General features: G+C 39.3%; 10 protein-coding genes. 3 read left to right on the top strand and 7 right to left on the bottom strand.

Translation table 11 applies throughout. The features are described 5' to 3' along the window. Positions 1-1,230: 1,230 nt before the first annotated feature. Entirely contained in the window at positions 1,231-2,508 is a 1,278-nt protein-coding gene (locus NSR00_RS16950) for a cation:dicarboxylate symporter family transporter (protein WP_327848289.1), read from the bottom strand. 283 nt (positions 2,509-2,791) lie between these two features. Between NSR00_RS16950 and NSR00_RS16945 the strand changes: the two genes are divergently transcribed. Then, positions 2,792-4,099 (top strand): sensor histidine kinase, encoded by a 1,308-nt coding sequence (locus tag NSR00_RS16945; protein ID WP_082829613.1) that lies wholly within the window; start codon positions 2,792-2,794, stop codon positions 4,097-4,099. A gap of 4 nt (positions 4,100-4,103) precedes the next feature. Next, entirely contained in the window at positions 4,104-5,033 is a 930-nt protein-coding gene (locus tag NSR00_RS16940) for a response regulator (protein ID WP_340789926.1), read from the top strand. A gap of 139 nt (positions 5,034-5,172) precedes the next feature. Here the strand turns inward: NSR00_RS16940 and NSR00_RS16935 are convergent, their stop codons facing one another. Further along, positions 5,173-5,583: an Rrf2 family transcriptional regulator gene (locus NSR00_RS16935; RefSeq protein WP_327848286.1), complete on the bottom strand. Its 411-nt coding sequence runs from the start codon at positions 5,581-5,583 to the stop codon at positions 5,173-5,175. A gap of 185 nt (positions 5,584-5,768) precedes the next feature. Beyond that, complete coding sequence (locus NSR00_RS16930; protein ID WP_340789924.1) at positions 5,769-6,950, bottom strand: IS701 family transposase; 1,182 nt, start codon at positions 6,948-6,950, stop codon at positions 5,769-5,771. A 188-nt stretch (positions 6,951-7,138) separates the two neighbouring features. Between NSR00_RS16930 and NSR00_RS16925 the strand changes: the two genes are divergently transcribed. Continuing rightward, complete coding sequence (locus NSR00_RS16925) at positions 7,139-7,768, top strand: NAD(P)-dependent oxidoreductase (protein ID WP_340789923.1); 630 nt, start codon at positions 7,139-7,141, stop codon at positions 7,766-7,768. 237 nt (positions 7,769-8,005) lie between these two features. Here NSR00_RS16925 and NSR00_RS16920 read toward each other — a convergent pair whose 3' ends face one another. The 4 genes from NSR00_RS16920 to NSR00_RS16905 all read right to left on the bottom strand — a co-directional run bounded on the left by NSR00_RS16920 (position 8,006) and on the right by NSR00_RS16905 (position 12,481). Further along, positions 8,006-9,943 carry an ABC transporter permease gene (locus tag NSR00_RS16920; protein ID WP_340789922.1) on the bottom strand — a complete coding sequence of 646 codons (1,938 nt, stop codon included), beginning with the start codon at positions 9,941-9,943 and terminating at the stop codon, positions 8,006-8,008. Further along, the gene (locus NSR00_RS16915; RefSeq protein WP_339193663.1) at positions 9,933-10,694 is read right to left on the bottom strand and encodes an ABC transporter ATP-binding protein; all 762 of its coding nucleotides are present in this window, start codon (positions 10,692-10,694) and stop codon (positions 9,933-9,935) included. Before NSR00_RS16915 ends, NSR00_RS16920 begins: the two co-directional genes overlap by 11 nt. Before the next feature lie 94 nt (positions 10,695-10,788). Beyond that, a complete protein-coding gene (locus NSR00_RS16910; RefSeq protein ID WP_340789919.1) occupies positions 10,789-11,793 on the bottom strand; it encodes a sensor histidine kinase in 1,005 nt (334 codons plus the stop codon). Next, positions 11,786-12,481, bottom strand: a complete 696-nt coding sequence (locus NSR00_RS16905) for a response regulator transcription factor (RefSeq protein WP_340789965.1) — start codon at positions 12,479-12,481, stop codon at positions 11,786-11,788. The genes NSR00_RS16910 and NSR00_RS16905 overlap by 8 nt, the downstream gene beginning before the upstream one ends. Positions 12,482-12,707 lie beyond the last annotated feature (226 nt).

The raw sequence follows: 12,707 nt of genomic DNA, 5'->3' as shown, positions 1-12,707 counted from the left end.
AATATGTTCAAAGTTTTTTAAGTTTCTATCTCTCTAATAAACGAAGAAGTTGTTTTATGGTAATTTTGCAAAATTAAGCGATACACCAATTATTTCAGATTCGGCTATTGTGATTTTGTGTTGAAGACAACAAGAAAATAATAAACATCCGTCCACTATAAAATTATTAATTTTCACTTTTTCAAACGTGCCTATTTCTAAGTCTTTCTATATAATACTTGAATTTGGAAACAGTTTCAAGTTTTATTTAATAATCATTATAGGTGACACCTTTTTTTCGAGTTTGAGCTGTCTGCTTATTCTTGTGAAAAATCATTCTACATGCGAAAAGCTTTTTGGGAAAGAATTGCACTTTGGAACAAACAAAGATAAAGAAATAATAGGAAATGACAGAAATGATGGAAAATACGCTCTGTTTTTTCTTAACGTTTAACTATGTAGAAAACGATCAAGATCAGAAATATCATCTTTACGAATGAATCTAACAAAGCTGTTGAAATCATTATCTTCAATCTATAGCAAAAGCCGGAATGGTATCATAACCACTCCGGCTTTTTGATGTGCGCCCGGCATGTACATGAACTATAGGGTGTAAGTCCCGAACCCCGAAGACAGAAGTAGAGGTTAGCCAAGAGCAAGGGTGTCCGTGGTGACGCGGAATCTGAAGGAAGCTGGAGGCAAAACACCGGTCCGAGGAACACGAACCTCATATAAGGCTAGGTATGATTGAGTGAGTTTGCATAACAAAACAAAGCTCTTTCTGTCGAAGGTCATATCGAGTAAATGAGGCGGATAGATGGTGTGAAAGTGCATGTACTTACCCGGGGAGGTCTGGCGGATATGTGAAGTACTCTTCATAACCTACTTAGTGATAAGTAGCTGAACCGTCAGAAGTCAGCAGAGGTCATAGTATTAGTTGATCTAGAACAACTGAGAAGGACCGAACAATTAAGAGAGAATAGCCCTTGGCATTCAGTGAGTCATGATGAACACAGAAAACGTAGTACCTCACTTGAGGGAGGAAGCGGTGAATCCCGTGGGAGACCTCTTGGAGGGTGGAGTGACCACTGGCATAAAGAGAACAGCTATTCACGGAAGTTATAAAGACTTGCGTCAATTATCTTAATTGAACCGCCGTATACGGAACCGTACGTACGGTGGTGTGAGAGGACGGGAGTTAATCGCTCCCTCCTACTCGATTGCAAAGTTTTTGGAATTATATCGGTTATATTAAGCTGCGGATTGCTTATTATTTTTAAAAGAATTGATATATGAAATAGCTTTTTCAACATCGAACTGACCTTCCCATTTAGACATAACGACAGCGGCTAATGAATTTCCAATGACATTGACCACTGTTCTAGCCATATCGAGAATACGGTCAATACCTGCGATAAATGCAAGACCTTCAGGCGGGATGCCTACTGCTCCCAGCGTAGCCAACAATACAACAAATGAAACGCCTGGAACGCCTGCAATTCCTTTTGAGGTCAACATTAATACTAGCACCAATGAAATTTGATCAGCGATGGACAAATCAATGCCATACATTTGTGCTATAAACAGTGCTGCTAATGCTTGGTATAGGGTTGAACCATCTAAGTTAAAGGAATAACCTGTTGGAATGACAAATGCTGTAATGGATTTTGGGCATCCAAATTTCTCCATTTTCTCCATTATTCTTGGCATAACTGTTTCTGAGCTTGAGGTTGAATAGGCAAGGATAAGCTCTTCTTTAAGTAAACGGATGATGTGAAAAATGTTTAGACCGACTAATTTTGCAACAAATCCAAGAACGACGACAACGAAGAATAACATTGTTCCATAGCCGACAATTACTAATTTACCCAACGGCACCAATGATTCGATACCGAATTTAGACACAGTCACACCGATAAGGGCAAACACACCAAATGGTGCAAATTTCATCACTTGGTTCGTCACCCAGAACATCGTTTCAGCTGTACCTTGGAAAAAGGCAATGATCGGTTTTCCACGCTCTCCGATGGCTGTGACTCCAAGTCCGAAAAATACAGAGAAGAAAATGATCGCCAGCATATTTCCTTCAACAAATGCCTGGAAAATGTTTGGTGGAACAATGTTGACAAATGTATCAGCTATTCCGTGGCTTTCAACTGCTTCTGCCGTATCGACATAACTATTAATATCTGTTTTCTCTAATGAGCTCATATCGACGCCGGAACCAGGCTGAAAAATGTTAGCTGCTAAAAGTCCGACAATAATGGCGACAGTTGTAATAATTTCAAAATACAAAATTGTTTTTCCGCCAAGCTTTCCGAGCTTTTTTGTATCACCTACACTTGCAATACCGACAATTAAGCTGGAAATAACAATTGGAATGACGATCATTTTAATTAATCGTAAAAATATATCCCCAATTGGCTGCAAAAATTTCGCAACATCTGGGTTACCATAAAAAATAGTACCAACAACAATACCTAGTACAAGACCTATTAAAATTTGCCAAGCCAAGCTTATTCTTTTCATCATAGCACCTCTTTTCTTTTATAATTGCCTCCAAAACGAATGGATGACAAAATTGATTATCATTATCTTTTAAATGATTACTCGTCGAAATAATAAGCTATAATAATTAGTAGAGTTGTTTGCGAGAGCGCTTACGAGTTATCTTATCTAATTTAAAATTGAAACTACAAGATCAGACGATAAATCTACAAAATTCTACAAATTGATTATTTACTTCGTTTTTAAAATTCTAACTTTTATTCAATTTTTTAAGAGGAACCATTATAACAAGGTTGTGGTAATATTGAACTTGCACTCTCTTGAAAAAAAAGAACTTCAATTATTGGTTGCAATGATCATTTTGGTTCCGCTCGCTGGCGAAATTAAATTTTATCCATTTAATGAAGTTTATCGGGTGAGTTTTGGACCTCCAACATTGTTTATTTTTTTATTGTGGCTGAGAAAGGTACCAGCTGTTATATGTGGTGTTCTTGCAGGCTTATCAATTGTGACATTTCGGGTTCTTCTCGATTTGATATCCCTTACATCTGTTGATTGGATGGCTTCCATTCATACAAATTCTCCTTATTTTTTCTATTACTTCACGTATGCGCTTGTTTTTTCTGTTTTAAGAATTCACCGATTTTACAATCGACCATGGGTGATCGGCCTTTTGGGGATTGTGATAGAATTGGCAGCCGGGATTGTCGAGCTACTCGCTGAAAATATTATGATTGGAACGGTAATGACTTTAGATGCCTTTAATAAAATTATGATTATTGCCATATTCCGAAGTTTTTTTGTGATCGGTTTATTTAGTATGATAAAATTGCATGAATCTAAGCTAAGGGAAGCGGAGATTCAAAAACGCAATGAACATATGATCATGCTGGTATCGAACCTTTACGAAGAGTCGGTGCTATTAAAAAAATCCGTTCAAGATGCTGAGGAAATTACGAGGCAATCTTACAACCTGTATCAAAAATTGCAGGAGATCAGGAAAGGGAAGAAAAGGCTGTCGCTGGAGGAGCTTTCACGGCATGCCTTGAGGATTGCCGGCGAGGTTCATGAGATCAAAAAAGATAATCAACGCATTTTGTCTGGACTTTCAAAAGTAATTTCAGAAGAAAGCTCCCTTGATTATTTAGATGTCCGATCACTTTTATCAATCATTGTTCGAACACATGAGAAGTATGCTGAGCTGTTGGGGAAAAACATTGAATTCAGTATTGCATATAATGGGTCACATCCTGAGTATCATGTGTATACGTTTATTTCCATTGTGAATAACCTTGTCGCTAACGCAGTGGAGGCCATCAAAGGAACTGGCAGCATTGAGATTGCAGTGGAGCGGGAAAATGATTGGCTCCAAATACGCGTTCATGATGATGGTCCCGGAATTCCCGATCAATATAAAGATATTATTTTTAAACCAGGATTCACCTTGAAATTCGACAGCACGGGTAATTCATCAACAGGTATTGGGCTTTCATATGTGAAAGAATTGGCAGAAAAGCTTAACGGGGAAGTAATGATTGCGCATCAGGAAGATAGCAAAGGGGCAACATTTATCGTTCGTCTGCCAATTGGAAATTTAACCCAGAAAAGGTGATTTTATGAGGTTTTTTATAATAGATGACGATGAGTCAATTCGTACTATGCTATGGCATATCATTGAAGACGAGGAACTTGGTGAAGTCGTAGGCGAAGCAGCAGACGGTGCTGATGTTAGCGGTGAATTTTTAAATTTGAAGAAAGTCGATATTTTATTAGTTGACCTGTTAATGCCCGTTCAGGACGGCATTGAAACGATTAAGAAAATCAAGCCGATTTTTAAAGGAAAAATTGTTATGATATCGCAGGTGGAATCAAAGGATATGATCGGCCAAGCTTATGAATACGGAATCGAAAACTATATAACGAAGCCGATTAATAAAATTGAAGTATTGTCAATCTTAAAGAAGGTGATGGGTCATATATGTTTGGAAAAAACCATTCAGGATATCCATCATTCTTTATATAGCGTTATGAACGTTGATCATCTTCTAAAGCAAAATGTAAATCCTTATAAAGAAAATTCTCTTTCTGCCAGTGCACGATTCCTCCTTTCAGAACTAGGCATTGCCGGAGAAAGCGGCAGTAAAGATCTCATTGAAATCATGCAGTTTTTATATGATTACGAACAAGAGAAAACATTTGCCGGCGGATTTCCTTCATTAAAGGAGATATTTAGAAATATTGCGTTGAAGAAGCTTGGAGAAGGAGCCAGTGAAGAGGATCTGAAAAGGGAAATTAAAGCGTCTGAACAACGTGTGCGGAGGGCGATCTATCATTCCTTGAACAACTTAGCGTCACTTGGGCTCACAGACTTCATCCATCCAAAGTTTGAAAATTACTCATCCAAATTTTTTGATTTCATTGCTGTTCGTCAAAAAATGGAGGAATTAAAAGCCGATCGGCCTGCAGCTGCATCGTCTATACGAATCAATACGAAAAAATTTATCCATGCTTTTTATTTTGAAATCAAGCACTTGATGGAGGAATAAAATCGATTTCAAAGATTCCCTGCATGCGTGCAAACTTATGAAAGTAAAAATGAATCATTCATCTTATTCAAAACAGCGAAACGGTCATAAGTGCCGAAAAAGAGGAAATAACTACAGCTTCATTTTTTATGGGCCATTCTTATTGTAAGAAATGGCCCATTACGTCTTTTAGGGATTGGCTGGCCAGCTCGTCTTCCATCGCTTTTTGAACGCGCGTAAATGTGCTGTCCAGGGCGGATTGAATGTTTTTTCCAACGGGACAATTGGGGTTCGGATTTTCGTGAATAGCGAATAATTCATCTTTCGGTTCGACCGCTTTAAAAATATCCAAAAGTGTTATGTCTTCAGGGTTTTTTGTTAATTTTGCTCCGGTTCTGCCGGCATGGGAAGTTAATAGTCCCGCTTTCTTGAGCATGCTTGTAATTCGCCGGATCACCACGGGATTCGTGTTGACGCTTTTGGCAATAAATTCTGAAGACATATGCTCAAGGGGATTTGATGCTATTAAGATCATAATATGAATCGCCACTGCTAAACGGCTGTTAATCATTCGTTTTCACCACCATTTGTCACTATTTTAGTGACAAATTTGAAATTTTGTCAAACAGGTTGGCAGACAATGATTTCCGGATGACAGCTTCAATCAATAAGTTGACAGGGATTTATATTTGTAACTGTAGTTGAGTAATTTTAATTACAATAATTACCATATAAAAGAGACAAACAGGGTACCCCTTATGCCACGTGGAGCTGTTTTTTCACGGTATCAATGGGAATATTTTGTTTCGCTGCACGGTAAATGAACTCCACGAGGCTATGTCCTTTTCTCTTGCGCAGAAGATCGAGCCCATCAGAAAAATCGCTGTTCGACTCGAACATGCTGTACACGTAAGCAAGCTGCACCAAGATCCAGTAGCGTTTCACCGCCCGACGTCCGCGAACGCGGTATCCATCGAGTTTCAGCTGGTCTTTCGCTTGACGGAAAAAACATTCGATCGACCAACGCTGGGCATAGTAGCGCAAGATCTCTTCATCGCTTAGATCCCGGTCGGTGCTCAAGACGCAGTGAAGATGTTCCGATGTCATCGGCTGATCGGCTTTCCAAGCGAGCAGCACCACGGCATCATCGAGACCTTTGAGAGAGCCTTCGTAGCGATACACGCGATAACGCTCTTCTCCCACCGTGACGAGGTGAGTGTCTTTCGGTTCGATGTAGCGGGCAAACTCCCTCACCTGAACCGCAATGCCTTTTGGATAAAGAAGCCGATTGGCCTTGAGCATTGCGATTACGTGGAATCCCTTTTTCAGACAAGCTTCCACGAGCGTTTGCGATGGATACCAAGAGTCCATCAGCACATAAACAGGACGGTGTACATCCAAAGAAGAAAGCATCTCGATCGCGAGTTCCCCCTTGCTTTTCCCAGCCGCCTTGTCGTAGAGGCGGAACGCAAAGGGAAAAGCCTGGGTCATCGTATGAACCATGAGCCAAACAAGAGAATGTCCCCAGATCGACTTTTTCTCTGTGTGAGAATAGTGCCAATCACACCCTTGAATGGCGTGCGTTGCCCGTGACGAAGGCTTGATTTTTTGGCAAATCGTATCATCGATCGAAACAAAAAGGGGTTGATTTTTCTGTTTGGCGATCCGTTCGACACGATGAAGCATCCATTGCTGGAGTTTGCGAAGCAGCGTCTCTTCATCCCAAGGGCTTTTCGTGAAAAAATGGCTGAGTGTCGTTCGATGATTGGGGTGAAAGCTCCAATGATGAAGATCGGTCAACGTTCCAGAAAAGCCTTTCGTGATCATCGCATCCACGATATGAACGAGATGCTTCATGACAGGTTTTGAAAAATAAAGTGCCAACCCCAACATCGTGAAAAACTTGTGGATTCCTTGATGATGTGCTAATCTATTCATGAGACATGAACCTCCTTGTGTGAATGGTTTGTTGGCACATCTATTCTAACCAAGGAATCGGGTTCATGTCTCTTTTTTTGTTTGGTTGTAAATTTATGTTAGCGAATTTGCTCATCTACAGTTTGTAACTATAATAGTTACATATAATCTGTAACTGAATTAGTTACATAAAGGGAGGAAAATTGTTTATGAAAATTGCCGTTATTGGTGCAACGGGAAAAGCAGGAAGTTTAATAGTAAAGGAAGCAAAGGAACGAGGACATGATGTGACGGCTATTGTCCGCAATGCTTCTAAAGTGACTGATGTACCAGCTGTTGAAAAGGATATTTTCGATATTACATCAGAGGATATAAAAGATTTTGATGTCGTCGTTAATGCATTTGGCACTGCACCTGGTGAAGAGCATAAACATGTAGAAGCAGGAAAAGTATTAATCAATGCCTTGAAAGGAGCACCTAATACGCGGCTTATTGTTGTAGGCGGAGCGGGCAGCCTGTTTGTCGATGAAGCGAAAACAACCCGCCTCTTTGACTCGCCGGATTTTCCAAAAGAATATTTGCCGGTAGCGAAAAGCTCAGCTCAAAATCTGCAAGATCTTGAAAACTCTGAAGGGATTCAATGGACTTATATTAGCCCAGCTGCATTTTTTGATCCGCAAGGTCCGCGCACAGGTGAGTATAAAGTTTCAGGCGATGTGCTTGCTGTCAACTCTGAAGGCCAAAGCTACATCAGTTATGCAGACTTTGCCATAGCACTTGTAGATGAAATTGAAAACCGTAAGCACATTAATAAACGGTTTTCAGTTGTATCCAAGTAAGAGTGCAAAGATTTTTTTAGGCAGTTCGCGGCTCAGCAGTTTTTGGATTTGGGAGGATCGGCTGATCAAGTCCTGGACTTTGTGTAAAAAGGAAGCGGTTAAGTTTACCAGGAATCTAGGTTTCAGAGCGGGAATGAGATGTTACACAATAATTAGGGCTTGACCGATCGGCTTTATTCATTTAATAAATGTAAGCCTCAGCACCTTATAGGGAACTGAAGCTTACATTTTTTTTTATCATGAAAGCGCCGCTTTAATTACCTTTTTATAATAGAGCACGGACAAGATGCCGAAAATCGAGTACAAGGCTGTGTATAGAAGCATGACGAGGATCATTGGCGTCCAGAGCTCTGTGCCGAATAAAAACCATCCGGATTGAACGGCAAAGTAGCTGTGGAAAAGTCCGATGATCAAAGGAATCCCAAAATTAAAAGCTTGTTTGGCTTGAATTCCTTTGATCAAGTCGCTTTGTGTGAAGCCGAGTTTTCTTAAAATCGTATAATTTGGCTTTTCATCTTCGCTCTCATCCATTTGTTTAAAATAAAGAACGCAGCCGGATGTAATCAAAAAAGTTAAACCTAAAAAGCCGACGATAAACATGATAAGCCCCATCGATTGCTTCTGTTGGCTGCTCATGGCGAGCCGGGAATCATGTTGGCCGTTAAACGAAATTTTTTGAAAAATTTCATCGGCTTCTTCTATCTTTGCTTCTTCTTCAATATCAATTCCTATATAAACCGTCGAATCTTTTTGTATTTTCGGGTTCATATCCTTTTTTAAACGTTCAAAAATGGTTTCGTCCACAATGGCGACAGGCAGGCCGCCGCTTGTGAAATAATAGGAAATGTAGTATTCCTTCTTTAAACCTAAATATTTTTGCGGGATGACTTCGTGACGGCCTTTTAATTCGATTTGCCCGGAACTTTTCAGTGACATAAATTTCTGCAGCAAATCATTATAGCCGGCAAACAGAGTTTCATCCGGAGACAGATCGATGTTTCCGATGTCATCATCGCTAATCATCGGAATAGTCATGGCGGCCGGGTCAAATTGTAATTCCTTTAGATTTGGATCTAATATTTGCGTGACATTGGCGCTTACTTGGATGACATCAATCATTTTTTCCCTGTATGGAATGTTTTTTTCCTCTAATGCTTTTTTAAATTGCTTGGCATCTTCCGCATTCGTCAACGAAAAATCGGCGGCGACATTCTTCTCAGCAGATTTTTCCGCAGAATAATAGGAAATATAACTTAACGATAACAATCCAATGGCAAGGGCGGAGACGGTTGTTATGATGGTTAATAACAAGGCATTGGACTTCATGCGGAACATGATCGATGACAGAGATAGCACCTCATAAATGTTTAAATAGCCGCTCTTCTTTTTTCTAATAAGATAGAAAATAAAGCTGACCGTCCCTTTATAAAATAAGTATGTGCCGATAATAACAGATCCTAATATAAAGATCATGGCTAGGAAAAGCTCATTCATCGTTGTAAAGTCACCATCAAATAATTTAGACGAAATATAGTAGCCTAAAATGATCAAGAAAATGCCAAAAATTCCGATAATCATTTCAAGCAGGGATATTTTTTTCACTTCCGTTGTGGAAGCAACTTTAAATAAAGATAAAATGTTTTGCTTTTTAATAAATACGTAATTCATCAACATAATACAAAGATAGACTGCACTAAAAACAATCACTGTTTGTACAAAGGCTTGAGGTGAAAAGGCAAGTGTTGCAATTGCCTGAACACCGGTAATTTTAAACAAAATCATGATGAATAATTTGGAGGTGGCAAATCCAATAAAGATTCCAATGAATAATGAGCTGAAATAAATGAAAAAGTTCTCAGCCGTAAGAATGCGGAATATTTTCCCTTTTGTCATGCCGATTAATTGAAATAAGCCAATTTCTTTACTGCGCCGTTTAATGAAGATGTTATTGGCATATAAAAGAAAAACGGTCACAATGGCAATCAATAATACGGATGCTGTTCGAATGGCAGCAGCCCCTTTAATCGACCCTTTTGTTGCGTCCATTGACGGGTCATATTGCAATGTAACAAAGGCAAAATAAAGAGCCACAGCAAAAATTAAGGCAAAGACATACAGATAGTAGTTTTTCAAATTTTTTTTCAAATTACGGAATATCAGCTGCTTAACGTTCATGTTGCACACCGCCTAATACCCCTTGGGTTTTCATAATATGTTGGAAGAACGTTTGTCTTGTTTCTTCCCCTCTATTTAATTGGGTATAAATTTGCCCGTCTTTTATGAAAATGACCCTGCTTGAGAAACTGGCTGCGACCGGATCGTGGGTGACCATGACAATGGTGGCTTTTCGTTTTTGATTTAATTCTTGCAGCTTGTTTAACAGATCCGATGCCGATTTTGAATCAAGGGCGCCTGTTGGCTCGTCGGCAAAGATAATGCTCGGCTCGTGAATAAATGCCCTTGCTGCTGAAGTGCGCTGTTTTTGGCCGCCGGAAATTTCGTTTGGATATTTATCCTTTATTTCATAAATGCCCAGTTCTGTTGCCAGTTCATTGAATTTTTGTTCCGCTTCTTTTTTTGCTGTTTTTGTAATAGATAAAGGCAGCAGGACGTTTTCCTTCACTGTCAGTGTATCGAGCAAATTGTATTCTTGAAAGATGAATCCTAAGTGCCTTTTGCGGAATTCCGCCAGCTGTTTTTCTTTCATGCCGACAATGTCTGTTCCTTCTATTTTGATCGTTCCTTGGCTGACTTGATCAATGGAGGATAGAACATTGAGCAATGTCGTTTTCCCTGAGCCGGATGGCCCCATGATGCTGACGAATTCTCCCTTTTCTACACGAATGTCCAATCCCTTTAACACTTCTTGTTTATTAAATTTGTTTCCATAGCTTTTGTAAATTTTTGTTGCCTCTAAAATATACATATCGCGTCCCTCCTTGATATTTTTATCATAATCGTCCTTCTTGTATTTTTCCTTCGATTCAGCGAACAAAATGAAAAAGCATGTGACAAAATTGTCACATGCTTGTAATACGGACAAATTCATTTTTCTTTGGAAAGGTTAAGGTAACAGTCGTTCCTTCTTCAAGTTTTGACTCGACTTGAATATTGATCAGCAATGCTTCGGCGGCTTTTTTCGCCAAGTATAATCCCATGCCTGTTGCGGCATTGTCCTGATGTGCGGCCGTGGATGTGAAGCCTTTGTCAAAAATACGCGGCAGATCTTTCGGGTCAATGCCACGGCCAAAATCTTTCACTTCTATCATTGTTTGATCATTTTGCCGATAGCTTTGAATGATGATATCGGATGAATCGCTGTATTTTACTGCGTTTGTCAACAGTTGTCTGATGATAAAGGCGAGCCACTTTGCATCACTGAGGACTTCGGCAGTCTCTAGCTCGACCTCAAATCCAATTCCTTTTTGCATACACCATGATTGTAAAGCTTTGATTTCCTTGAAAATGATTGGTTCTAACGCAACATTTTCAATGTATAAATCATTTTCTATGGAGGGAATTCGCTTTTGGTGTAGCTGCTGATCAAGCAGCAGATGAATGCGCAGCCATTCATATGTCAATTGTGCTTTGATGGCTTCATCATCTAACCGTTCAATGATTAGATGCATTGCTGTCAGCGGTGTTTTGACTTCGTGAATCCATGATAGCAATTCATCTTTTTCCTGTTCCAGCGCTATCCGATTTTGCGAAGCCTCTTGTTTCAAAAGGTTCGTTTGGTTTATAATCCGCTGTTCAACCATTTTTTCGAAAGGGCTTTCCGCATCCGCTATGCTTGTTAAATCAAGGTTGTTTTCCCATCCTTCTAAGCTTTTATAAAACTTTGTTTCTTTATTGTAGCGGATGATGACAAAAATAATAAAAATCATCATCAATAAAAAGACAACATAAAGAATGGATCTTAATGAAATGGTTGTGTCAAGATAAGAGACAAAAACGATAAATAGCTGCATGAATAAAACGAGAAGGATCCAGCTCTTTCTTTCAATAATATATTTTTTAATCATATACGGCTGCCTCTTCCTTTGCCATGTAGCCTTGGCCGACTTTCGTTTCAATAAAGCGTCCCAACCCAAGCTCATCCAATTTTTTTCGCAAACGATTGACATTGACCGTTAATGTATTATCGCTGACAAAGCGCTCATCATCCCACAGGCTTTTGATTAATTCTGTCCGGCTGACGATTTTGTTTTTCTTCTCAAGCAAATGCTTTAATATCAATAGTTCATTCTTAGTTAGTTCAATCGTTCCTTTAGCATTTGTGACCGTATTGTTCTCATAATCGACTGTCGCTCCGCACCATGCCTTCAGCTTCATTTGTTCTGTATTATAGTTGTATACTCGGCGGAGAATGGCTTGTATTTTTGCGATAAGCACCTCGAAATGAAACGGCTTTTGTATAAAATCATCCGCTCCAAGCTGCATTGACATCACCATATCGGTCGGGTGATCTCGCGATGATAAAAAAATAATCGGAACGTTGGAATGGGAGCGGATCATGCGGCACCAATGGAATCCGTCAAATTTTGGAAGCTGAATATCAATGATGACAAGATCAGGTTTAATGGCGGTAAATTCTTCAATCACTTTTCCGAAATCTGTGATGCCATATACATCATAAGACCATTGTAATAACCGTTCTTTGATTTCATGAAACAGGGTGGTGTCATCTTCAATGAGCAAAATTTTAAACAATGTTTTCACCACACTTTTTTCACTTATGTTTGTTAGACTTTTTCCCGCTGTCCTATATTGTGCATGATTGAGCGGATAGCGGTGTTTTTTTTGCGATTTTTCTATAATTGATTGTATAAAATCATTTTCCGGCTTTCTGAAGATTGCTGTTCCCGAGGGTAAAAAATGATCTTTGCCCTTATTATAATTGATTTTACAAGGTAAATGAAACAGGTTTAATGTTGCG

Origin of the sequence: Aeribacillus sp. FSL K6-8394 (assembly GCF_038008865.1) — a bacterium.
GTDB classification, from domain to species: Bacteria; Bacillota; Bacilli; order Bacillales; family Aeribacillaceae; genus Aeribacillus; species Aeribacillus composti.
The sequence above is the reverse complement of the archived record's forward strand: the minus strand, read 5'-3'. Positions and strand labels throughout refer to the sequence as shown.

Coding starts and splice junctions, on each gene's coding strand:
- NSR00_RS16950 (WP_327848289.1), bottom strand. CDS start 2,508: ATGAAAAGAATAAGCTTGGCTTGGCAAATTTTAATAGGTCTTGTACTA.
- NSR00_RS16940 (WP_340789926.1), top strand. CDS start 4,104: ATGAGGTTTTTTATAATAGATGACGATGAGTCAATTCGTACTATGCTA.
- NSR00_RS16935 (WP_327848286.1), bottom strand. CDS start 5,583: ATGATTAACAGCCGTTTAGCAGTGGCGATTCATATTATGATCTTAATA.
- NSR00_RS16930 (WP_340789924.1), bottom strand. CDS start 6,950: ATGAATAGATTAGCACATCATCAAGGAATCCACAAGTTTTTCACGATG.
- NSR00_RS16925 (WP_340789923.1), top strand. CDS start 7,139: ATGAAAATTGCCGTTATTGGTGCAACGGGAAAAGCAGGAAGTTTAATA.
- NSR00_RS16920 (WP_340789922.1), bottom strand. CDS start 9,943: ATGAACGTTAAGCAGCTGATATTCCGTAATTTGAAAAAAAATTTGAAA.
- NSR00_RS16915 (WP_339193663.1), bottom strand. CDS start 10,694: ATGTATATTTTAGAGGCAACAAAAATTTACAAAAGCTATGGAAACAAA.
- NSR00_RS16910 (WP_340789919.1), bottom strand. CDS start 11,793: ATGATTAAAAAATATATTATTGAAAGAAAGAGCTGGATCCTTCTCGTT.